Origin of the sequence: Paenibacillus sp. Y5S-9, from assembly GCF_036894235.1 — a bacterium.
Taxonomy (GTDB): Bacteria; Bacillota; Bacilli; order Paenibacillales; family Paenibacillaceae; genus Paenibacillus.
The window spans coordinates 343038-366155 of record NZ_CP145887.1; the positions used below are offsets into that span (position 1 = coordinate 343038).

The window sequence follows — 23118 nt, forward strand, 5'->3', positions numbered from 1 at the left end:
CATGTCAGAATATTATATAAAAAATGTATAAGATGGATTAGATCTGCATATCCTTTCATAAGACCGTACACAAGCGACCAGGCACATAAGCGTTATGAACCCTGGCCCCACGCGTGTTAATAACATGTATTTCCAAAGCTGTTTGAAAAGAAAATACAAAGATTTGCTTTTTGGCTGAAATGGAGTTATAATAAAAACAAGTTGTAGAGAGTGGAAAACCTAATTCATATATTGTAAAGGGCGATCACTTATAGGTTTATGACTGGTACCTTTTTCAATGTGTGAATTTTTATTTGCTTGCTGCAAAGAACAAAGGAACATGTTAATCTTTATTTGGAGGTGTAATTCACATGCAAAACGGAACAGTAAAATGGTTCAACGCTGATAAAGGCTTCGGTTTCATCGAAGTTGAAGGCGGAGAAGATGTATTCGTACACTTCAGCGCTATTACAGGCGAAGGCTTCAAAACGCTGGACGAAGGTCAACGCGTGCAATTTAAAATTGTACAAGGAAACCGTGGTCCTCAAGCAGAAGAAGTTGTAAAACTGTAATTAAAGCATAGCTGCCTTTAACATGTTATAATGGTAAAGGCAGCTTCTTTTTTTTGATCAGTTATATAAAAGTCGACCCATTAGTTGTCGAGGCAGGGTCTGGTGGGACGTGAAACTTCCGCTAAGTGTAGGCTTCTGTGAAATAACGTCGGTTAGATGTTTTTCCATAACAAAGGGGGTAGAAGTCATGTATAATCGCAAAAAACCGTTGGAAGAGATTCCACAAGCTGATGCGGCAATCTGGGAATGTACGAGTGATACGTGCAAAGGATGGATGCGGGACAATTTTGCGTTTGATAACGTACCTACTTGTCCGATATGTGCTTCTGAGATGGTCAGCACGACTAGGATGCTACCATTGCTTGAGAATTCGAATAGTAATCTGAAAACGATGCCTAAAGGAAATCGGATTTAACATAGCTTACCCGCCTCTAACGAGGTGTTTTTTTTTAAGATCAAATTGACACCCTGTGCGAAGGTAAGGGTATTAAATATGAAGTTCCCGGCATTCGTTTTAGCGAATGCCTTTTTTTGTATCATTTTTTAACAGAAAATATAATGTAAATGACGAGAATCACATGAAAAAAACAAAGACCCTTTTTGCTTATAGCAAAAAGGGTCTTTGTTATGACTACAATCTTACCGCTAGCAGATTTGAGTTTTAAATGAACAGGAATGGCAGCAAAAACAGAGTTGCTACCAGAGCCAGTTCGATCCCTGCTCCTGCTCCATAGCCATAACCGCGACCGTATCCATATCGACCGTAGGCTGAAGATTTAACTTTTTTTGATGCAACAGCGTTTTTCTTGCTGCTTTTTACCAGCTGTTGTTTGGACTTGACTGAACATAGACGTGGTCCCTCGAAACATCCGTTCAAATAAACTTTGCCATCACGACATTGACTAAGCGTACCATACATATGCTTACCGTCTTTCATAACGAGACAAACGGAACGTCCAACGTGCGGAGAAACCGTTTCTTCACATACTCGATTAATTCTGTACATGCAAATCCTCCTCATTAGATGCGGTTGCCGCTTGAATTCAACGGTTTGTATATCATAGTAAAAAGAAGACCAATTGGTATGGACGAGTACCCGGGAAATCGAATAGGGAGGAGCCGTTTTTGAGTTTATTCCATACACTGGGAGGAGTGAGGAGGGGATGTCGCGTGGATTATCATGACATGCTGGCTCGGTTAGGGGAGGGGAGTGCCCATCCCGGAGGATTTTTGGCAACGCTGAAGTTGCTGGAGAGTTTATCTCTGCCTGTGGATAGTCATATCCTTGAGATAGGATGCGGGACTGGGAGGACTGCGTGTTACCTGGCTAAAAGGGGTTATCAAGTAACGGCCATTGATCTTAATCGCCAGATGCTGGATAAGGCCGTTCGGCGAGCAAGACGAGAACGGGTGGATGTTCGATTTGTTCAGGCTGATGTAGCATCGTTGCCTTTCCCGGAAAATCATTTTGATATGGTATTCGTGGAGTCGGTTACGATCTTTACTCCATGGCGGAGTGCACTAACTGAGTATAGAAGAGTGTTGAAGCCCGCTGGACTTTTGGTGGATCGGGAGATGGTTCTATCAGGCCAAAAGACCGAATTGATGTGTCGCCGGTTAAAGCAATTTTACGGTATACGAACTCTGGTAACGGCCACAGCATGGAGAAAACGCCTCAAGCAGTGTGGTTTCACCAAGGTAGAGGTCAAGGAACATTCGCGATCCATGGGAAAATGGGGCGTTGATCATGATCCACATCGTGAGATCGATATGAATTGGTTTGAGGATGAACGTATGCAGCGAATGAGTCAAACCAATGATAGGTTGCTCGCGAAATACGGCAAAAAGTTGGGGTATGCTGTTTTTGAAGCAAGGGCACCGTTGGAGGTCAAAAAGGAAAAATAGGAAAAAGGCAACTCACACAATCGTGTGGGTTGCCTTTAGTTTGTTTCGACAGAACGTACTACAGCATATCGTTGTCGATAATCCGCCAGTGGTGTTTGAGCAGGGCTTCCAGTTGGCTCTTATCCTTAGCTCGAAAAGCACTTAAAATTTGCCGGTGCTCTTCATTAACTTCGAGCAGTACCTCAGATAGCTTTGGTTTATTATCACTAACATACGACTGCCGGATGAAACTGTTCTTCAATGTGTTTAACATCTCAATGACTGTGGCGTTACCACATCGCTGAATGTACAGATTATGGAACTGATATTGGTTCTTGTTGTAGGCAGCAAGATCAAGTTGGCTGATATCTTCGTCCATTCGGACAACGAGAGTTTCCATCTCCAAAAGTTCAGATGGTCTGAGATGGTCTGCTGCAAGTGTGGCAGCAAGTGCCTCCAGCACACCGATCGCTTGGGAGAACTCCAGTTTTTTGCCTGCATCAAAAGGAGTGACAATAAATCCCCTGCGTGGGATGTATTGCAGCAGATTGTCTGAAGCCAGCTGGAAAAGGGCCTCCCGAGTAGGCGTGCGACTGATGTCCAGCTTTTTGCATATTTCGGCCTCGTTGATCTTCTGGTTGGGAAGTAACGTCCCGTCCTGAATCTTCTGGGCAATGTAATCGTATACGTGATCTTTCAAGGACCGGTATTTGGGTACCTCCATACCGAATCCTCCTTTCTATGTATAGTGAATAAATAGTTGGGTGTAAGGCCGTACTGTACGCGCCGTTCAGGCGTTTCAAGTTTTTATCATCTTAACACCGAGGGGGAAGTTGGGCAAGCAAACTTCATGTTTCAGCCGATGTAAATGCCGTGTTATATATAGCACATTTTATGGAATTATAGTGTATAATTGTTTAAAAAAATGATTGTGATAAATCAGAATGTTTGTTAGTATTACTTACATATAAGTCCATATATTGTCTTATGTATATTGTATACAAATTTATCATTATGCTACTCAGTCTAAAAAAAGAATAGGGGTATGCTGTGTGAGAAAAGTATTGTTGCCAATGATGCTGTTGTTAATCGTTGTAATCATGTCCGCATGTGGTCAGGAAAAAACGACAGGAACCGAATCGGATGCTACTTCGTCTTCGGGTAGTAGCTCTGAGGAAAAGGAAGTAATTGTACTTGGAACGAGTGCGGACTATGCACCCTATGAATTTCATAAGAAAATTGATGGTAAAGATACTATCGTAGGTTTTGACATCGAGATTGCCAAAGCGATTGCGGCTGATCTGGGAGCCGAGCTGAAGATTGAGGACATGGACTTTGATGGCCTTCTTATGGCTCTCGGTACCGATAAGGTTGATTTTGTAATATCAGGCTTAACCCCTACCGAGGAACGAAAGAAGAACGTTGATTTTACGGATATTTACTATTATGCAGAACAGGCTGTCCTTGTTAGAGGAGGGGAAGGTGCGGCATTAAAGTCCATAGATGATCTATCAGGCAAGCAGGTTGGCGTACAAAAGAGTTCCATTCAGGAAGGCATCGCTCAGGAAATAGAGGGAGCAAAGCTCACTTCTCTGGCCAAAATACCTGAACTGATTCTGGAGTTGCAGACGGGGCGGGTAGACGCACTCATCCTGGAGAAGCCGGTGGCTGAACAGTATGTGAAGAACCAAGAGGGGCTTGTTGTTGCGGATGTAGAGATTGAACAGGCTGAAGATGAGGGTGGTTCGGTCATCGCGGTGAAGAAAGGTAATCAGAAGCTGCTGGATCAGATCAACACTACATTGGAAAAGCTCAAAACGAACGGAGATATTCAACGGTTCGTCGTTGAAGCGAATGAGATGCTCGGCGAATAAACCGGACGAGTGAGGGATATGCCGTGAATTTAGATTTTTCCTTTCTATTAGAACATTGGCAGGATTATGCACGAAGTGCGTGGGTCACGCTTGAACTTTCCTTCTTCGGTGTATTGTTTGGTACGTTACTTGGTGTGATCATGGCATTAATGCGAATATCCCGAATATGGCCAATTAAATTTGTGGCATCGGCGTATATTGAACTCATTCGAGGAACACCGATGCTCGTACAGATTCTTATTATTCATTATGGTCTGACGGTTGTAGGTGTGAACTTGCCGGCATTTATGTCGGGGGTGGTAGCTCTCACGATGAACAGCTCCGCTTATATGGCGGAGGTGTTTAGGGCCGGGATTCAAGCGATTGATAAAGGACAGACCGAGGCTTCGCGCTCCCTTGGTATGACACATGGTATGACACTTCGCTATATTATACTGCCGCAGGCTTTTCGTAACATGCTTCCAGCCATCGGTAATGAATTCATTATTATCATTAAAGATTCTTCGCTTGTCTCCATGATCGGCATAGCCGAGATTATATACACGGCCAGAACAATTCAGGGTGTTACGTTCCAGCCGCTTGCTCCGCTGCTTGTTGCCGCTGGCCTCTATTTTATAATTACATTTACACTGGCTAATTTACTCTCTTGGTTGGAACGTAGACTTTCTACTTCTCGCTAACTATGGATAAAGGATTGGATTCGAGAAAGGCTTGGATTAGGCTGGAGTGGAAAAAGAGGGATGTAGTCGTAAATGGCGATGGCATCGCATACATTGTTATTGTATTTTGTATACAATATTTTGGAAAGGTGTTGGGTGTGTATGTCAGATTCCAAAATGTTAATGGATTGGTCGGAGCGTTATGCTGCACCTAATTATCATCCGCTCCCTATTGTTATTGAACAGGCGGAAGGGGTATGGGTGGAAGACCCTGAAGGCCGCCGTTATATGGATATGTTAAGTGCATACTCTGCATTGAATCATGGTCATAGACATCCTGTGATCATACAGGCGCTCAAGGATCAGGCAGATCAGGTTACGCTGACATCACGGGCATTCCATAGCAGCTCCGCTTCTCTTTTTTATCAAAAACTCTCACAATTCACGGGGAAATCGAAGATTCTCGCCATGAATACAGGAGCAGAAGCGGTGGAGACTGCCGTGAAGGCGGTACGCAGGTGGGCTTATCGTCGAAAAGGTGTACCGGAAAATCAAGCCGAAATTATCGTATGCTCTGGTAACTTTCATGGAAGAACTCTGACGGTTACATCCTTTTCTTCCTCAGCGGAGTATAAAAAAGATTTTGGACCGTTCACACCTGGATTCCGGATTATTCCCTATGGAGACATTGAAGCGCTGAAGCAGGCCATTACGCCAAATACGGCTGGTTTTCTTGTAGAGCCTATTCAGGGCGAAGCTGGAATCGTTATCCCGCCTGATGGATATTTGGCTAAAGCCTTTGCTCTGTGTAAGAGCCAGCAGGTGTTGACTGTAGCTGATGAGATCCAGACCGGATTTGGAAGAACGGGTCGCCGTTTTGCCTCCGACTGGGAAGGGGTTGAACCAGATATCTGGATTATGGGCAAAGCGCTGGGGGGAGGAGTCATGCCCATCTCGGCTATCGCTGCTGATGCGGAGATACTTGATTTGTTTGAGCCGGGGTCTCATGGTTCTACGTTTGGGGGTAACCCACTCGCCTGCGCCGTGGCTATAGCAGCTCTGAAAGTTCTTGAAGATGAGAAGCTTGCCGAGCGATCGGAGCGTCTGGGGAACTATTTTATGAAAAGACTTCGAGATATTCGCAGTTCAGCCATACGGGAAGTTCGGGGCAGAGGGTTATTTATTGGTGTTGAGCTGCATGAATCAGCACGTCCCTATTGTGAGCGATTGATGTCTGCTGGTTTGCTATGTAAAGAAACCCATGAAACGATCATTCGGTTTGCTCCACCACTGACGATTAAAGATTCCGAGATTGACTGGGCACTGGAGAGAATTGAGCAGGTGTTGATCAACAATGAGGGAGCTGACCTAGATGAAAAATGATGATGATGTACATGGTGGAATAAAAGATACTTCTATTGATACAAGTCAACCATCTGTGCGACGTAATATTGCTATCATTAAGGTTCCTTTTGGACTCGGTGGAGCAAGAGGTGGAGCAGAGTTGGGGCCTGATGAATTGATTACAGCTGGACTGAAGCGGGAGATTGCGAGTCTTGGGCTAGTACTTTCCAAAGAAGTGCGGGTAGATTGTCCTTCTGAACCGGCTGCCACTATTGAGCGAAATCGTGTAAAACATTTAAATGAGGTACGTCAGGTCAGTCAGAAGGTGTGTAGTGAAGTATCAGGCGCAGTAGAGGAGGGGGCTTTTCCACTTGTGCTTGGGGGAGATCATAGTGTGGCGATTGGTACTTTTGCCGGGCTAACAGCGCATTATTCGAATTTGGGTGTGATCTGGTTTGATGCGCATGCAGACTTGAATACGGAAGAACGTAGCTTATCCGGTAATATGCATGGGATGAGCGTGGCTGCATCCTTGGGGCATACTGCATTCAATCTGTCACACATTGCTGGAGCAGGCGCGTTTATTGATCCGTCCAACTTGGTCTATATTGGTCTGCGTGATTTGGATGAGTATGAGAAAGAGCAGATTAAGGGACTGGGAATCCGAGCATTTACGATGCATGATATTGACCGTATGGGAATACAGCAAGTTATTGAGCAAGCAGTAGCTACAGCGGGAAAAGGGACAGATGGTATTCATGTCAGTTTTGACATGGATTGTCTGGATCCGCGGGAAGCTCCGGGTGTAGGCACCCCAGTACCGGGTGGTTTGAATTACCGAGAGGCACATTACGCATTGGAGATACTTGCTTCCACAAATCAAGTTACGTCGATGGAACTGGTTGAGGTGAATCCGTTGTTTGATCATAATAGACATACGGCAAGGCTTGGTGTGGAACTGATCGCTTCGTTACTTGGTAAGCGCATATTGTAAGCACTGAGAAGTGAAGCGGAGTGTGCAAGCTGTGCCCAAGGAATATACTTTCTTATCTATTATAGAAGGAAAGAAAACTGAGATCCCGATAAACCCGGGGCTAGTCACAAGAAATTGTTCACTGCAATCGCAGTGGAAGTGACTTCCCTGGTTATGTTTAATGGATGTGTATATTAGAAGCAATGTAATAGGGGTGCTGAGAGTTATTTGTATGTACAGGAGCGTCAGATTACATATGGTACCGATGTTGTGGGTGATTATCATTTTTTAAAAAAAGACTTGCAATTGAAATCTGTACATGATATATTCTAATTCCGGCCAAGAAAACACGGTTTACACGGTGCGGCAAGCAAATGAAATAAGCTTCGAAAGAAACTTAAAAAAAGAGCTTGCAAAGTTGGTTCGGACATGATATTATATAAGAGTTGCTGAAGAGAACGACATTCGGTAACAAAAACAAGTTTGATCTTTGAAAACTGAACAACGAGTGAGTAAACATTCTGCTTGCAGAATGAACGCGAAAGTTGAGACGGGCCTTGGCTTGGATCGACTGGAGCACAAATGAGATTTTTAATCTCGTCAGATTCAAAATGAGCTTATCGCTCTTTTCAATACTTTATTGGAGAGTTTGATCCTGGCTCAGGACGAACGCTGGCGGCATGCCTAATACATGCAAGTCGAGCGGACTTGATGAGAAGCTTGCTTCTCTGATGGTTAGCGGCGGACGGGTGAGTAACACGTAGGCAACCTGCCCTCAAGTTTGGGACAACTACCGGAAACGGTAGCTAATACCGAATAGTTGTTTTCTTCGCCTGAAGGAAACTGGAAAGACGGAGCAATCTGTCACTTGGGGATGGGCCTGCGGCGCATTAGCTAGTTGGTGGGGTAACGGCTCACCAAGGCGACGATGCGTAGCCGACCTGAGAGGGTGATCGGCCACACTGGGACTGAGACACGGCCCAGACTCCTACGGGAGGCAGCAGTAGGGAATCTTCCGCAATGGGCGAAAGCCTGACGGAGCAATGCCGCGTGAGTGATGAAGGTTTTCGGATCGTAAAGCTCTGTTGCCAGGGAAGAACGCTTGGGAGAGTAACTGCTCTCAAGGTGACGGTACCTGAGAAGAAAGCCCCGGCTAACTACGTGCCAGCAGCCGCGGTAATACGTAGGGGGCAAGCGTTGTCCGGAATTATTGGGCGTAAAGCGCGCGCAGGCGGTCATTTAAGTCTGGTGTTTAATCCCGGGGCTCAACCCCGGATCGCACTGGAAACTGGGTGACTTGAGTGCAGAAGAGGAGAGTGGAATTCCACGTGTAGCGGTGAAATGCGTAGATATGTGGAGGAACACCAGTGGCGAAGGCGACTCTCTGGGCTGTAACTGACGCTGAGGCGCGAAAGCGTGGGGAGCAAACAGGATTAGATACCCTGGTAGTCCACGCCGTAAACGATGAGTGCTAGGTGTTAGGGGTTTCGATACCCTTGGTGCCGAAGTTAACACATTAAGCACTCCGCCTGGGGAGTACGGTCGCAAGACTGAAACTCAAAGGAATTGACGGGGACCCGCACAAGCAGTGGAGTATGTGGTTTAATTCGAAGCAACGCGAAGAACCTTACCAGGTCTTGACATCTGAATGACCGGTGCAGAGATGTACCTTTTCTTCGGAACATTCAAGACAGGTGGTGCATGGTTGTCGTCAGCTCGTGTCGTGAGATGTTGGGTTAAGTCCCGCAACGAGCGCAACCCTTATATTTAGTTGCCAGCACTTCGGGTGGGCACTCTAGATAGACTGCCGGTGACAAACCGGAGGAAGGTGGGGATGACGTCAAATCATCATGCCCCTTATGACCTGGGCTACACACGTACTACAATGGCCGGTACAACGGGCTGCGAAATCGCGAGATGGAGCCAATCCCAACAAAGCCGGTCTCAGTTCGGATTGCAGGCTGCAACTCGCCTGCATGAAGTCGGAATTGCTAGTAATCGCGGATCAGCATGCCGCGGTGAATACGTTCCCGGGTCTTGTACACACCGCCCGTCACACCACGAGAGTTTATAACACCCGAAGTCGGTGGGGTAACCGCAAGGAGCCAGCCGCCGAAGGTGGGATAGATGATTGGGGTGAAGTCGTAACAAGGTAGCCGTATCGGAAGGTGCGGCTGGATCACCTCCTTTCTATGGAGAATCGTTTCCTGCAACGGAAACATTCAAATAAGCAGCTTAGCTGCACAAACTACTCACTCGTTGTTCGGTTTTGAGAGCTCAAACTCTCAAACAGCTTGCTTTTGCATGGAGCTTGTTCTTTGAAAACTAGATATCGAAACGAAACAAACGCGAATTAGAACATTCCTTTTTAGCTGAACTTGTGTTAAACAAGTTTCAATAAAAACGGTAGATTGCACGTACGATGGTATCGAATGGGAGCGACTTTTGGCTTTGCGCAAGCAAAACAAGGGAAGCGAGCAGTCGAAACCGGAGCACGAGGTTAAGCTACTAAGAGCACACGGAGGATGCCTAGGCGCTAGGAGCCGATGAAGGACGTGGCGAACAACGAAACTGCCTCGGGGAGCTGTAAGCAAGCTTTGATCCGGGGGTGTCCGAATGGGGAAACCCAGCTGGGGTAATTTCCAGTTACTCATAACTGAATACATAGGTTATGTAGAGGCATACCAGGGGAACTGAAACATCTAAGTACCCTGAGGAAGAGAAAACAATAGTGATTCCGTCAGTAGCGGCGAGCGAACGCGGAGAAGCCCAAACCAGAGAGCTTGCTCTTTGGGGTTGTGGGACGTCTCACATGGAGTTACAAAGGAACCGGTTAAGCGAAGAGGTCTGGAAAGGCCCGCCAAAGAAGGTAAAAGCCCTGTAGTTGAAAGTCTGTTCCCTCCGAGACGGATCCCGAGTAGTGCGGGGCACGTGAAACCCCGTATGAATCCGGCAGGACCATCTGCCAAGGCTAAATACTTCCTAGCGACCGATAGTGAAGCAGTACCGTGAGGGAAAGGTGAAAAGCACCCCGGAAGGGGAGTGAAATAGAACCTGAAACCGTGTGCTTACAAAAAGTCAGAGCCCGTTTTAGGGGTGATGGCGTGCCTTTTGTAGAATGAACCGGCGAGTTACGTTCCCGTGCAAGGTTAAGGTGAAGAGCCGGAGCCGCAGCGAAAGCGAGTCTGAATAGGGCGACTTAGTACGTGGACGTAGACCCGAAACCGGGTGATCTACCCCTGTCCAGGGTGAAGGTGCGGTAACACGCACTGGAGGCCCGAACCCACGCATGTTGAAAAATGCGGGGATGAGGTGGGGGTAGCGGAGAAATTCCAATCGAACTCGGAGATAGCTGGTTCTCCCCGAAATAGCTTTAGGGCTAGCCTCGGAAAACAGAGTCGTGGAGGTAGAGCACTGATTGGGTGCGGGGCCCGCAAGGGTTACCAAGCTCAGTCAAACTCCGAATGCCATAGACTTACTTCCGGGAGTCAGACAGTGAGTGCTAAGATCCATTGTCAAAAGGGAAACAGCCCAGACCATCAGCTAAGGTCCCCAAGTGTGTGTTAAGTGGGAAAGGATGTGGAGTTGCACAGACAACCAGGATGTTGGCTTAGAAGCAGCCACCATTGAAAGAGTGCGTAATAGCTCACTGGTCGAGTGACTCTGCGCCGAAAATGTAACGGGGCTAAACACACCACCGAAGCTATGGCTTGATGCTTTGCATCAGGGGTAGGGGAGCGTTGTATAAGGGTTGAAGGTGTACCGTAAGGAGCGCTGGACATTATACAAGTGAGAATGCCGGTATGAGTAACGAAAAGATCAGTGAGAATCTGATCCGCCGAAAGCCTAAGGGTTCCTGAGGAAGGCTCGTCCGCTCAGGGTAAGTCGGGACCTAAGGCGAGGCCGAAAGGCGTAGTCGAAGGACAACAGGTCGAAATTCCTGTACCACCGTAAGCCGTTATGAGCAATGGGGGGACGCAGTAGGGTAGTGACGCGGACTGATGGATGTCCGTCTAAGCAGTAAGGCTGATGTGTAGGCAAATCCGCACATTGTAAGGCTAAGCTGTGATGGGGAGCGAAAATTATAGTAGCGAAGGTCATGATCTCACACTGCCAAGAAAAGCCTCTAGCCAGGTGAAGGTGCCCGTACCGCAAACCGACACAGGTAGGCGAGAAGAGTATTCTAAGGCGCGCGGAAGAACTCTCGTTAAGGAACTCGGCAAAATGACCCCGTAACTTCGGGAGAAGGGGTGCCCCGGTAGTGTGAATAGCACGAGGGGGCCGCAGTGAAAAGGCCCAAGCGACTGTTTAGCAAAAACACAGGTCTGTGCGAAGCCGTAAGGCGAAGTATACGGGCTGACGCCTGCCCGGTGCTGGAAGGTTAAGGGGAGTGGTTAGGAGCAATCCGAAGCTGTGAACCGAAGCCCCAGTAAACGGCGGCCGTAACTATAACGGTCCTAAGGTAGCGAAATTCCTTGTCAGGTAAATTCTGACCCGCACGAATGGCGTAACGACTTGGGCGCTGTCTCAACGAGAGATCCGGTGAAATTTTAATACCTGTGAAGATGCAGGTTACCCGCGACAAGACGGAAAGACCCCATGGAGCTTTACTGCAGCTTGATATTGAATTTGGGTACGATCTGTACAGGATAGGTGGGAGCCTTTGAAGCAGGAGCGCAAGCTTCTGTGGAGGCAACGTTGGGATACCACCCTGATCGTATCTAGGTTCTAACCTGGTACCGTAATCCGGTGCGGGGACAGTGTCAGGTGGGCAGTTTGACTGGGGCGGTCGCCTCCTAAAGAGTAACGGAGGCGCCCAAAGGTTCCCTCAGAATGGTTGGAAATCATTCGAAGAGTGCAAAGGCATAAGGGAGCTTGACTGCGAGACCTACAAGTCGAGCAGGGACGAAAGTCGGGCTTAGTGATCCGGTGGTACCGCATGGAAGGGCCATCGCTCAACGGATAAAAGCTACCCTGGGGATAACAGGCTTATCTCCCCCAAGAGTCCACATCGACGGGGAGGTTTGGCACCTCGATGTCGGCTCATCGCATCCTGGGGCTGAAGTAGGTCCCAAGGGTTGGGCTGTTCGCCCATTAAAGCGGTACGCGAGCTGGGTTCAGAACGTCGTGAGACAGTTCGGTCCCTATCTGTCGTGGGCGTAGGAAATTTGAGAGGAGCTGTCCTTAGTACGAGAGGACCGGGATGGACGTACCGCTGGTGTACCAGTTGTTCCGCCAGGAGCACCGCTGGGTAGCTATGTACGGACGGGATAAACGCTGAAAGCATCTAAGCGTGAAGCCCCCCTCAAGATGAGATTTCCCAGTATGTAAGACCCCTTGAAGACGACGAGGTAGATAGGCTGGGGGTGGAAGTGCAGCAATGCATGGAGCTGACCAGTACTAATCGGTCGAGGGCTTATCCAATAGCAAGTTTTAATTCGCACACTTTCGTTTCGAATCTAGTTTTCAGAGAACGATCTCTGAAATGTAAGCTAAGCTATGCGTTTGGTGGCGATGGCGGAGGGGTTCCACACGTACCCATCCCGAACACGACCGTTAAGCCCTCTAGCGCCGATGGTACTTGGACCGCAGGGTCCTGGGAGAGTAGGACGCCGCCAAGCGATTTCCCTTTGGGGTATTTTTTTTGCCCCCCTTGCCAAGGAATAAGGGATATATAAGGGCCCTTAGCTCAGTTGGTTAGAGCGCACCTCTGATAAGGGTGAGGCCGGTGGTTCGAGTCCACCAGGGCCCATAGCAAGACCACAACAAAGAAATACACAGTGTATGGGGCCATAGCTCAGCTGGGAGAGCGCCTGCCTTGCAAGCAGGAGGTCAGCGGTTCGATCCCGCTTGGCTCCACCATTCCCTGATAGCTCAGTTGGTAGAGCACTCGACTGTTAATCGAGTTGTCACAGGTTCGAGCCCTGTTCGGGGAGCCATATGGAGAGGTGTCCGAGCTGGCCGAAGGAGCACGATTGGAAATCGTGTAGGCGTCACAAGCGTCTCGAGGGTTCGAATCCCTCTCTCTCCGCCAGATAATTTTTTTAGCAAGGCCCGTTGGTCAAGGGGTTAAGACACCTCCCTTTCACGGAGGTAACAGGGGTTCGAATCCCCTACGGGTCATATTACGGAGGCTTAGCTCAGCTGGGAGAGCATCTGCCTTACAAGCAGAGGGTCGGGGGTTCGATCCCCTCAGCCTCCACCATATAACTTTATAACGACGCGGGGTGGAGCAGCCCGGTAGCTCGTCGGGCTCATAACCCGAAGGCCGCAGGTTCAAATCCTGCCCCCGCAATTATACTTTCTTTTGAGAAAGTGATCTGGAACCGTGGTGTAGTTGGCCTAACATGCCTGCCTGTCACGCAGGAGATCGCGGGTTCGAATCCCGTCGGTTCCGCCATTTTTAATTAAATATACACCGTGCCGGTGTAGCTCAACTGGTAGAGCAACTGACTTGTAATCAGTAGGTTGGGGGTTCAAGTCCTCTCGCCGGCACCATTTTTAGTATTTACATCTGGATTTGTGATAGAATGTATATTATAAATACAGTTGCTAATACTAAGATTCTCTTAGTGGATGAATGGCTTACTCTATGGCGATCGTGGCGAAGTGGTTAACGCACCGGTTTGTGGATCCGGCATTCGGGGGTTCAATTCCCCTCGATCGCCCCATGATTTTTTAATGGGGATTAGCCAAGCGGTAAGGCAACGGACTTTGACTCCGTCATGCATAGGTTCAAATCCTATATCCCCAGCCATTTCATTTATGAGTCATTAGCTCAGTTGGTAGAGCACCTGACTTTTAATCAGGGTGTCGAAGGTTCGAGCCCTTCATGACTCACCATTATATTTTGCGGTCGTGGCGGAATTGGCAGACGCGCACGGTTCAGGTCCGTGTGGGCTAACCCCCCGTGGAGGTTCGAGTCCTCTCGACCGCACCATATGTTTTGCGGAAGTGGCTCAGCGGTAGAGCATCGCCTTGCCAAGGCGAGGGTCGCGGGTTCGATTCCCGTCTTCCGCTCCAATATTTGCGCCCTTAGCTCAGCTGGATAGAGCGTTTGACTACGAATCAAAAGGCCGGGAGTTCGAATCTCTCAGGGCGCGCCATTATTCTCATAAGTATCGGGATGTAGCTCAGCTTGGTAGAGCACCTGGTTTGGGACCAGGGGGTCGCATGTTCAAATCGTGTCATCCCGATTTTTTTATTTTGCGGGTGTAGTTCAATGGTAGAACTTTAGCCTTCCAAGCTAATAGCGTGGGTTCGATTCCCATCACCCGCTTCCGAGTAACATACAGAAAAGCCTTTGCTTATAGCAAGGGCTTTTTTTGCGTTAAAAAGAATAAGTGGATTCCTTTTAAAATAGAGTCAATTGTCATTTGATTAAGGATGGAATCTTTGTTTTAATAAATAGAACAATTCGTATCTGATTTACCGTGTTTATTTATAAAGGAGGACAAACAGTAATGAAAAGAGCTCTGGTCATTGGTGGAAACGGAACGCTAGGTAAAGCTGTTGTTGCGAAACTGAGAGATTATTCCGTTGAGGTTATTACAGCAGGTAGACAATCCGGGGATGTTCAGGTGGATATGACTTCGACAGAGAGTATTACTACCCTCTTTGAAACGGTGAGTAATATTGATTACGTCATTGTGGCGGCAGGTCAGACCCATTATGCGAAACTCGAAGAACTTACACCTGAGAACAATATGATTAGTGTGCAGGGTAAACTGCTAGGACAGGTTAATATCGTGTTGATTGGTCAGCACTATATTAATGACAAGGGGAGTTTCACGTTGGTCAGTGGCATAATACAAGACCACCCTATTGAGAAAGGCGCATCAAGTGCTATGGTCAATGGGGCTATTGATTCGTTTGCCAAAGCGGCAGCGTTTGAGTTACCAAGAGGCATCCGTTTGAACTCAGTTAGTCCTAACTTGTTTGTAGAGTCGGCGGAGAAATATAAGGATTTCTTTATTGGATTTAATCCTGTACCTGTAGAGAAAGTGGCTAATACGTTTATCCAGAGTGCACTTGGGATCGAAACAGCCCAAAACTTTAAAATATATTAAAAGCCTGATGTGAATGAAGAATTACTGGAATGAAGAACTGCTGGATGAGACCATTTGGAATATTAAATATAAAGGAGATCCACCGAAAATCCGGTGAATCTCCTTTTGTTTGTTGTGGATGAAACAGAGGTATGTTTACTATTGTGAAGCAGGTAGTCCAAGAACTTCGAGCATTTCATTACGTTTGAGCGATTCGGCAATGGGGCCGTCAATAAGCCATTTCTTAGCATTGAGGACATAGACATGACCATTTTGAACAGCGGGTAGGCTTTTCCATACTTGGAGTTGCTGGATTTCGTTGAGTTCATCTTTTGTTTTTTGCAAAGCTTCAGCTGATCCATCTGAGCTAATGGACACAATGAACAGATAGTCTGCTTTGATTTCAGGCAAAAGCTCAACCGAGATACTGGCATTCATCCGATCTGGATTCTCAGCCTCGAGTTTGGTAACGAGAGCATCGGGAGTGAATCCAATTTCATAGCCCGCTCCTACATAACTAGAAGCTGGGAATGGCGTAGATGGAATGGACGAGAAGAACAAACGCATATCTTTCTCTTCCAGGCGCAGGAATGCAGCTGTTGGTTTGGTCTTGGTGATATCGGCTGCGAGTTTCTGAGCTTCAGTTACCTGATCTTTATTTTTTTGTAAAAGCTGTTCAGCCCGCTTTTCAATATCCAATGCAGTAGCTACCTGTACGATAGATTCCTGCCAATTACGGCGATCATAAGTGATCGTAGGCGCGATTTTCTCAAGTTGTTCGAGAATTTTGGCATCCAAACTGGCATTGGCAATAATGAGGTCCGGATTGGCGCTGACTACAGCTTCAAAATTGACACTTTCATTAATGGGTTCGACAGCCACGCCTTGGGCTTCAAGTTGCTCATTCAGGTAATCTTGCCGGCCAATAGGTGTAGCAAGTACCAGTGGTACCTCCAAGGAGAGGAGAATGTCCTCCATATTAATGGACACAATCCGTTCGGGATGTGCTGGGATTTCTTTGCTGCCACTGGCGCTCTCCACGGTTTTAGTAGTTGATTCAGTGGATGAGTCCCCATCTGTCCCCGCAGCTGATTTTACGCCATCTGCAGATGGCTGCGAAGTGCTTGCAGGTGTCTGTCCACACGCAACAAGTAACATGGCGAGTATGAACAGGATCCCCGTTATTTTGACATAATGCTGTTTGTACATCATAATCCCCCTGTGTTTCTAATGATATTGATTCTCAGTACACTTTATATTGTAGCGGTCTCATGTTGGGGGAGACATAGCCTTCTGTGCTATCCGGTCATGGATTAATGTGCTGAGTACCACCAAAAAGTTTCAGGGTTTCATCAATAATTTGATCATGGGCATATGGTGAATAATCCAACCAAGGCATTTCATCTAGCAGATATACATGCTGGTTCTGCACGGGCATCAATTGTTGCCATAGCTGAGTATGTTGTAGTTTATGCCAACGTTGCTGGGATTCTGAGTCCTGGTCCACAATCAGTAACATGCGATCTCCAACCATTTGAGGCAACTCCTGTTCATCCAATGCACGATAGACTTGCCCTGGAAGCAGATCGTATGAAGGGGACACGCCCAGGTCGTTATATAGAACAGCGCCCCCATTGCGTCGCCCGTAGATTAACAGATGACCCATCATGATATGAATGATGGAGACCGTATCCTTACCGATGAAATGAGTAAGCTGCTCTTTGGCATGGATTACCTTGTCATCATACTGCTCCAACCACTGCTGAGCATCCTGTTGCTGTCCCACAATGGAGGCAACTTGTACGAAGTGTTCGCGCCAGCTCAATCCTTTCCAGGGGATAACGATGGTAGGAGCAATTCGCTGCAGCGTTCTTTTTAACGTATGGGCTTCGTACTCATTACAGAGTATGAGATCCGGGCTCGCTTGCATCAACAACTCAACGTTGGTTTGCCAGATATGAGGATTCATGCGTTTGCTACGTCCCAGATGATAAGGGATATTGGAGAAAAACAGATTCCTATGTTGATCCCGTCGATTATCAATCAATGCCGCATGCGGGATGATCTGTAATGCCAGCAGATGGCCAGTGGTTCCGAAGGAGAGAGCAGCAATTTTACTGCGTTTCTGCCGTTGATAGGTAGAGGGAGACACACCAACATATTTTTTGAATTTACGACTAAAGTAAAACTCGTCCTGAAAACCAACCTGTGAGGCGATATGTTTGATAGTTTGGCCGGGGACGAGCAGCATCTCTTTGGCCCTGTCCATGCGGATGTTATTCACGTACTCCATGGGACTGATGCCAGTGCGGTTTTTAAATACCCGTGAATAGTGCCATACACTCATGCCTGCCACACCGGCAAGAACTTCACGAGAAAGATGCTCAGCATATCCAAGCTCAATAAGTTCAAGCGTTTGATCCAAAGCAGAGGTGTGTTCGGAATCTCCTACTGTACTTTCTTTGGGAGGAGCATACACATGGGTCAACAATTCATGCATCAAAGTCTGAATACGAAATGGACGATTTTCTTGAGGTACAGAGATGCATTCATGGAGCTGTGAGGCAATTCTGGTACATTCCTGAAAAAGTTCATGCGGTAATTCATCGGCATAAGACGAACGAAGTAACCCTTTTTGGTAAATCTCCATTACAGTAGAGCCGGAAGTAGCTTTATTGATTTCGGAGAGAGGCTTCAACATATCAAAATATATCGCGATGCCCTGTAAAGGATGAACCTCATCCGGTGTATATTCTATCGCTGTTCCTGGCAGGATCAGATACATTTTGCCGAGTGTGGCATGATTCAGCCTGTGCCCAATACGGATATCGGCCTCACCACCAGTACAGATGAGCAGAAGATGTGAGTCCGTTAATACGAATGGGGGAAGAAAAGACGCTTGATCTAGAACTTCGGATGTCTTGAATCTTGCATATAGGTCACGGGTATGTTCACCGTTAGATATCAGTGGAAAGACTTGCAAAGTCACCAGAATCCCTCCTTAACTTGCAATAGTAACATTACATATGATGTATTTGAGAATCATTATCAATCATCGCATATTGTCATACAAATAAGAAGTCCATATGATAATATGAAATGAAATAGCGAAGAGAATACAAAGGTGGTTTCAGGGCTTCAAGTTTGTTACAGAAGGTAGGCAGATAGATGTTTTGTTAAAGCATGGAATTACACGATATATATAATCCAGGGCATTCATTAATTCACTACGCAAAAAAGACAAGCCCTCTCCTACGATGTCCGCAGGAAGAGGAACTTGTCTTTTGTGTTAGATCTAGCGATTAGTATCTTTCCAGAATCGTCTGTGTTTTCAAGCCATCTGCAGGAATCAGCCAGTTGTTGTTCTCCAGCAATTGCAGCAGTTGGGTACGCAGTCCGGATACGGCTACAGCATCATCGGTTTTGAAAGAAATCTCTACGATATTCTCAATACCTGTACCTGCTGCGTCACGGATCGGCCATACTTCGAGTGTAAGCTCTTGACCATTCCATGTACCTTCATATCGTTGGAACGTTATCGGACCATATGCACGGGATTGAGTCAGTTGCTGCTTGCCCCAGTTGGAGGAAGTCCAGTTTTTCAATTTGCCCGGAAGCTTGTCCAGTAACATGTTCAAGGCTTCTTGCTGCGAAGGAAGTTGAACACCTGTCGTTTTGGTATCGACTTTTTTAGTATTGGAGAAGCTTAGTGTCTGTTTGCCGTATCCCCAATCAATTTCAGCCTCGTAGTTATCATCTGATTTATCAAAACCCTCTTGGTTAGCCAGAGTCAGCGCTGCGTTGATATCGCCATTGATCACAGGGTAGCGTTTTTTATAAGTCAATTCGTAGTTATTCTTGTCATCCTTTTTGCGAAAACGAACGTTCCATCCTTGTTGATCCAATCCGAGAGCATTGGTGTCGAAGTACTCTACGTTAATGTTTCTTGGCGTGGAACTCAGGCCGAGTGTCTGAATCACTTCACTGCGTGGTGTCCCATCTGTATTCAAAACCAGTTCCGGCTTGGCCAGAAACTTCACTTCATAAGCAGGAACGGCATTGGCAGCAGCTGAAGCCTGGGGTGCTCCCAGAAATGTCATTCCACTTCCCAATGTTACGATGCTTAGCATCAATGAGGCGGTTACCTTTTTCCACTTTTTCAAAACCAATCACTCTCCTAATCTGGATTAACGTACAGATCCCACTTTATCGCCCGAGTATCTGAAAGCGATTAACGGGGAGCGCACATTGCGTTAACCCTGCATAGATTTGATGAATGGCAAACGATAGTTTATAGCGGATCAAGGCAATCAGCCATAGAAAGGGGGGAGCCGTGACTCACCTCTCGTAGGACTTCTTTGAAGCGGTTTACCTGAACTGAAGGGTGGCGGTCCTTGTTATGTACCGTATAGATATGGCGCGGCGCTTGCTCTCCCGGAATGGGAAGAACTTGAATGAGCCCGTGCTGTTCCTCCCACTGTACCGCCATCCGAGACATGAATGAGACATGCCCCCCGATTAACACCAGCTGTTTGATCGCTTCTAGAGAATCCATCTCCACCGTGCTCCGCAAACGTATATCATGTTGCGCGAGCCATTGGTTGGTTAACCGACGAGTACTGGATTCATTGCCGTGTAAGGCAAAAGGAATCTGCGCGATATGATCAGGGGTTAATGCATCCTTCTGGGCCAACCCATGTTGCGGAGAACAGATCAATACCAGGTCGTCTTCACACAACGTCTCAGCTTGCAGTGCGGGTCCAACAAATGGCTCGGAAGAGATCACCCCCAGATCAATCTGATGTCGAATCAACATCTCGCGAATAACAGGTGATGGTTTGACGGATAAGACGATACGAATGCCCGGGAATTCCTGCGAAAAGGTATTGAGTATGGTGGGAAGCAAATATGTAGCCGGTACATAGCTTGCCCCAATGTGCAGGGTGCCCCGATAGAGACTGTCATATTCCTTCACAACCCGCCGTGCCTCTTGGGTAAGAGCATTGATTTTGACGGAATAGTGGAGCAGAGCTTGTCCGGCCTCGGTTAAAAAAGTCTTCCCGCTGCGTGATTCAAATAATCGCACACCCATCTCTTCCTCCAATGACTTCATATGAAATGTAACGGTCGGTTGTTTGATTCCCAGTAACTCGGCCACGCTTGTCATGTGATGATGCTTGTCGATCAGCTCAACAATTTGCAATTTGATCAGATTCAATGTCCCGACACTCCTCTCACTTCTACTATATAAATTGAACTAAAGATTTACACAGACACTACGATGACAGAACAACCTTCCAATCGCTGTTATCCCCAGATTTTTTTGATTCCCTTTCTCAAAGGAAAATCCGGTGATAAAGGCGAACGCTCCGCTTTTTCAGGTTTTTTCTGTCCTCTCCGTTATCGTGCAAATGATTAGTTCACCTACTATAGATTTAATCTATGAACATCAACAGAATTCATCTAAAAAGTTAATTCCAATTTTACATACAAGACATACAACTCGCGAAAGCGGACGTTAGACTGAGAACAGTGCAAGAGATCAAGTAACAGAAGACAGGCAGGGATGCTTATGAAATTAGAGATGACAGGAATTCAAAAATCATTTAATCAAACACCCGCGCTGCTGCCGACAGATCTAACGCTTGAACATGGAAAGTTCACGACACTGCTCGGCCCATCAGGCTGTGGCAAAACAACACTGCTCCGTATGTTGGCCGGGCTGGAACAGCCGGACGCGGGGGAGATTCGTGCAGATGGTCAGTGTATCTACTCTGCGGCGAAGCGGATTGATATACCAACACACAAGCGTAATCTGGGCATGGTGTTTCAGGATTTTGCATTATGGCCGCATATGACTGTATACGAAAATGTAGCATTTGGCCTGAAGGCCGGAAAACAGAAATCTGATCTCCGGCAAAAGGTGAACGAGGCGCTTGGCATGGTTCGCCTGCAAGGCATGGAAGATCGATATCCTCATCAGCTGTCTGGTGGACAGCAGCAACGGGTTGCTTTTGCCAGAGCCGTAGCGGTCAGACCTGGTGTGATCCTATTCGATGAACCACTGAGTGCACTGGATGCTGTACTTCGGGAAGAGATGCGGATTGAGATGATGTCCTTGGTTCGGGATATGGGACTGACTGCGCTGTACGTCACACATGATCAGATTGAGGCGATGTCGATGTCGGATGAGATTGTGGTGATGCAGAAGGGGCGGATATTGCAAAAGGGAAGCCCGGAAACGATCTACTCGGCACCAAGTGATCCGTATGTCGCTTCGTTTATCGGAAAGTCCAACTGGCTCACGCCTAATCAATCGATGGTGCGTCCAGAACATGTCACTTGGAACAAAACAGGTCATGATGATCTGTGTTATCCAGGGACGGTACTTAGTGTCAGCTATGTAGGTGAGCGTTATGAAGTACGGGTGCAGATGGAAGGGCTGGGCGTATGGACAGCCTATATGAACCAAAGAGTGCGTGTGGGAGAGCGGGTTCAGCTTCATGTAGCCCCCGAGCGGATATGCCGAATGGACGGTTATGACCACCCGAGTATGAAGCAGAACGAAGCGATCGCAGTGGCATATTAAATTGTTGAACAAGCACGCAGTTGGAAGCAGGAGTACACATTTTATAAGAAACCAGGGGAGATGGACGAATATGTTGAATATGAAAACACGGAAAAAGAGCGCAATGCTGTTATTAACAGCGGTCATGAGTATCAGTTTGTTCGGATGTAGTACAGGGAACTCGACCACAGGCAACGCGGCACAACCCGCGGGTGAAGGAAACACAGCAGCAGCGGCGGAAACAACGAAACCGGCTGGCGGCAAGCTGGTTTTGTACAGTGCTGGCCCACAGAAGCTGGCGGATAACATCGTGAGTGGATTTACGGACAAAACGGGAATTGAAGTCGAGATGTTCCAGGGAACGACAGGCAAAATTCTGGCTCGTATGGAAGCAGAGAAGTCCAATCCGGTTGCAGACGTTGTAATTCTAGCCTCGCTGCCTTCAGCACAGGCTTTGAAAGCAGACGGACTGACCATGCCTTACCCTGAAGCAGCCAATGCAGACAAGCTGAACAAGGATTGGTCGGATGCAGAGGGCAACTATTTCAGCAGCAGTGCTTCCGCACTGGGTATTGTGTATAACACCAAACTGGTATCTACACCACCAACAAGTTGGGCAGAGCTGGCTACGCCTGCGTGGAAAGATGCAGTGAACATTCCCGACCCTACATTATCAGGTTCAGCACTCGACTTTATCACTGGATACCTGAGTGCAAATGGTGAAAAAGGATGGGATCTGCTGAGTGCCTACAAAGCCAATGGTGTAGCGATGGCAGGCGCCAATCAGGAAGCACTTGATCCAGTCATTACGGGTGCCAAAAGCATCGTAGCAGCAGGTGTGGACTACATGGCGTATTCCTCTAAGGCAAAAGGCGAACCACTGGATATCGTATACCCTGAGGAAGGCACGGTAATCAGCCCAAGACCAGCAGCGATTCTGAAATCCAGTCCAAATGTAGAGAATGCCAAAGCGTTCATTGACTACTTGTTGTCCGATGAAGCACAGAAGCTGGTTGCAGATGCTTATCTGATCCCGGGCCGCGAAGACATTGAAGCGACTAACCGTGCCAATGTGAAGGATATTCCACAACTTAAAGTGGATTGGAACTGGATGAGCGAACATGGCGAAGAGACAGCGGCGCGTTTTTCCGAAACTTTTAAATAATAGGATAGAGACAACTAGGCAAAAGGAATACCTGCTGTCTGTGGAAAGTCAT

16 protein-coding genes, 17 tRNA genes and 3 rRNA genes are annotated in these 23118 nt (G+C 47.3%); 30 read left to right on the top strand and 6 right to left on the bottom strand.

From position 1 onward, the window contains the following. Window positions 1-350 precede the first annotated feature (350 nt). Together V6669_RS01595 and V6669_RS01600 are read left to right on the top strand one after the other, a co-directional pair. Entirely contained in the window at window positions 351-551 is a 201-nt protein-coding gene (locus V6669_RS01595) for a cold-shock protein (RefSeq protein ID WP_024633772.1), read from the top strand. Between the two features lie 187 nt (window positions 552-738). After that, entirely contained in the window at window positions 739-966 is a 228-nt protein-coding gene (locus V6669_RS01600; RefSeq protein WP_017691121.1) for a cold-shock protein, read from the top strand. A 246-nt stretch (window positions 967-1212) separates the two neighbouring features. Here V6669_RS01600 and V6669_RS01605 read toward each other — a convergent pair whose 3' ends face one another. Next, window positions 1213-1557 carry a hypothetical protein gene (locus V6669_RS01605; RefSeq protein WP_091039268.1) on the bottom strand — a complete coding sequence of 115 codons (345 nt, stop codon included), beginning with the start codon at window positions 1555-1557 and terminating at the stop codon, window positions 1213-1215. A 164-nt stretch (window positions 1558-1721) separates the two neighbouring features. On the opposite strand from V6669_RS01605, the gene V6669_RS01610 reads away from it, so the two are divergent. Continuing rightward, window positions 1722-2456, top strand: coding sequence for a class I SAM-dependent methyltransferase (locus V6669_RS01610; RefSeq protein ID WP_133387561.1), 735 nt, complete (start codon window positions 1722-1724; stop codon window positions 2454-2456). A gap of 58 nt (window positions 2457-2514) precedes the next feature. Here the strand turns inward: V6669_RS01610 and V6669_RS01615 are convergent, their stop codons facing one another. Next, a complete protein-coding gene (locus V6669_RS01615; RefSeq protein WP_338590119.1) occupies window positions 2515-3159 on the bottom strand; it encodes a GntR family transcriptional regulator in 645 nt (214 codons plus the stop codon). A gap of 328 nt (window positions 3160-3487) precedes the next feature. Between V6669_RS01615 and V6669_RS01620 the strand changes: the two genes are divergently transcribed. The 25 genes from V6669_RS01620 (at window position 3488) to V6669_RS01740 (ending at window position 15354) form a co-directional block, all read left to right on the top strand. Further along, complete coding sequence (locus V6669_RS01620) at window positions 3488-4309, top strand: transporter substrate-binding domain-containing protein (RefSeq protein ID WP_338590121.1); 822 nt, start codon at window positions 3488-3490, stop codon at window positions 4307-4309. Window positions 4310-4332: 23 nt separating this feature from the next. Continuing rightward, window positions 4333-4989 (top strand): amino acid ABC transporter permease, encoded by a 657-nt coding sequence (locus tag V6669_RS01625; protein ID WP_338590123.1) that lies wholly within the window; start codon window positions 4333-4335, stop codon window positions 4987-4989. 141 nt (window positions 4990-5130) lie between these two features. Next, window positions 5131-6351 carry an ornithine--oxo-acid transaminase gene (locus tag V6669_RS01630; protein WP_338590125.1) on the top strand — a complete coding sequence of 407 codons (1221 nt, stop codon included), beginning with the start codon at window positions 5131-5133 and terminating at the stop codon, window positions 6349-6351. After that, window positions 6341-7306 (top strand): arginase, encoded by a 966-nt coding sequence (gene rocF, locus V6669_RS01635; protein ID WP_338590127.1) that lies wholly within the window; start codon window positions 6341-6343, stop codon window positions 7304-7306. The genes V6669_RS01630 and rocF overlap by 11 nt, the downstream gene beginning before the upstream one ends. A gap of 616 nt (window positions 7307-7922) precedes the next feature. Continuing rightward, window positions 7923-9475, top strand: a 16S ribosomal RNA gene (locus V6669_RS01640). A gap of 308 nt (window positions 9476-9783) precedes the next feature. Then, a 23S ribosomal RNA gene (locus V6669_RS01645) occupies window positions 9784-12709 on the top strand. Between the two features lie 80 nt (window positions 12710-12789). Next, window positions 12790-12906: ribosomal RNA gene (gene rrf, locus V6669_RS01650) — 5S ribosomal RNA — on the top strand. The 16S, 23S and 5S rRNA genes sit together here with 17 tRNA genes alongside, the layout of an rRNA operon. 57 nt (window positions 12907-12963) lie before the next feature. Next, window positions 12964-13037: transfer RNA gene (locus tag V6669_RS01655), tRNA-Ile, on the top strand. Window positions 13038-13071: 34 nt separating this feature from the next. Continuing rightward, window positions 13072-13147, top strand: a tRNA-Ala gene (locus V6669_RS01660). A gap of 1 nt (window position 13148) precedes the next feature. After that, window positions 13149-13224, top strand: a tRNA-Asn gene (locus V6669_RS01665). A gap of 3 nt (window positions 13225-13227) precedes the next feature. After that, window positions 13228-13319: transfer RNA gene (locus tag V6669_RS01670), tRNA-Ser, on the top strand. A 17-nt stretch (window positions 13320-13336) separates the two neighbouring features. Beyond that, window positions 13337-13408, top strand: a tRNA-Glu gene (locus V6669_RS01675). Between the two features lie 6 nt (window positions 13409-13414). Then, window positions 13415-13490: transfer RNA gene (locus V6669_RS01680), tRNA-Val, on the top strand. A gap of 16 nt (window positions 13491-13506) precedes the next feature. Further along, window positions 13507-13580, top strand: a tRNA-Met gene (locus V6669_RS01685). Between the two features lie 27 nt (window positions 13581-13607). Then, window positions 13608-13685, top strand: a tRNA-Asp gene (locus V6669_RS01690). A gap of 22 nt (window positions 13686-13707) precedes the next feature. Next, window positions 13708-13783, top strand: a tRNA-Thr gene (locus V6669_RS01695). A gap of 97 nt (window positions 13784-13880) precedes the next feature. Then, window positions 13881-13956, top strand: a tRNA-His gene (locus tag V6669_RS01700). Between the two features lie 11 nt (window positions 13957-13967). After that, window positions 13968-14042, top strand: a tRNA-Gln gene (locus V6669_RS01705). 10 nt (window positions 14043-14052) lie between these two features. Further along, a tRNA-Lys gene (locus V6669_RS01710) sits at window positions 14053-14128 on the top strand. A 9-nt stretch (window positions 14129-14137) separates the two neighbouring features. Next, window positions 14138-14225 (top strand) — tRNA-Leu (locus V6669_RS01715). Between the two features lie 8 nt (window positions 14226-14233). Continuing rightward, window positions 14234-14308, top strand: a tRNA-Gly gene (locus tag V6669_RS01720). Between the two features lie 6 nt (window positions 14309-14314). Continuing rightward, window positions 14315-14391 (top strand) — tRNA-Arg (locus tag V6669_RS01725). A gap of 16 nt (window positions 14392-14407) precedes the next feature. Further along, a tRNA-Pro gene (locus V6669_RS01730) sits at window positions 14408-14481 on the top strand. A 12-nt stretch (window positions 14482-14493) separates the two neighbouring features. Continuing rightward, window positions 14494-14564 (top strand) — tRNA-Gly (locus tag V6669_RS01735). A gap of 184 nt (window positions 14565-14748) precedes the next feature. After that, on the top strand, window positions 14749-15354 hold the full coding sequence (locus tag V6669_RS01740; protein WP_338590129.1) for a short chain dehydrogenase: 606 nt from the start codon (window positions 14749-14751) through the stop codon (window positions 15352-15354). Between the two features lie 138 nt (window positions 15355-15492). Here the strand turns inward: V6669_RS01740 and V6669_RS01745 are convergent, their stop codons facing one another. The 4 genes from V6669_RS01745 to V6669_RS01760 form a co-directional block, all read right to left on the bottom strand. Further along, window positions 15493-16545, bottom strand: a complete 1053-nt coding sequence (locus tag V6669_RS01745) for an ABC transporter substrate-binding protein (protein ID WP_338590131.1) — start codon at window positions 16543-16545, stop codon at window positions 15493-15495. 94 nt (window positions 16546-16639) lie between these two features. Beyond that, a complete protein-coding gene (locus tag V6669_RS01750) occupies window positions 16640-18322 on the bottom strand; it encodes a helix-turn-helix domain-containing protein (RefSeq protein WP_338590133.1) in 1683 nt (560 codons plus the stop codon). A 313-nt stretch (window positions 18323-18635) separates the two neighbouring features. Continuing rightward, window positions 18636-19496, bottom strand: a complete 861-nt coding sequence (locus tag V6669_RS01755; RefSeq protein WP_338590135.1) for a hypothetical protein — start codon at window positions 19494-19496, stop codon at window positions 18636-18638. A gap of 128 nt (window positions 19497-19624) precedes the next feature. Then, window positions 19625-20551 carry a LysR family transcriptional regulator gene (locus V6669_RS01760; RefSeq protein WP_338590137.1) on the bottom strand — a complete coding sequence of 309 codons (927 nt, stop codon included), beginning with the start codon at window positions 20549-20551 and terminating at the stop codon, window positions 19625-19627. Window positions 20552-20905: 354 nt separating this feature from the next. Between V6669_RS01760 and V6669_RS01765 the strand changes: the two genes are divergently transcribed. Both V6669_RS01765 and V6669_RS01770 read left to right on the top strand, forming a co-directional pair. Continuing rightward, the gene (locus tag V6669_RS01765) at window positions 20906-21922 is read left to right on the top strand and encodes an ABC transporter ATP-binding protein (protein ID WP_338590139.1); all 1017 of its coding nucleotides are present in this window, start codon (window positions 20906-20908) and stop codon (window positions 21920-21922) included. A gap of 70 nt (window positions 21923-21992) precedes the next feature. Continuing rightward, entirely contained in the window at window positions 21993-23066 is a 1074-nt protein-coding gene (locus V6669_RS01770; RefSeq protein WP_338590141.1) for an ABC transporter substrate-binding protein, read from the top strand. Window positions 23067-23118: the final 52 nt, after the last annotated feature.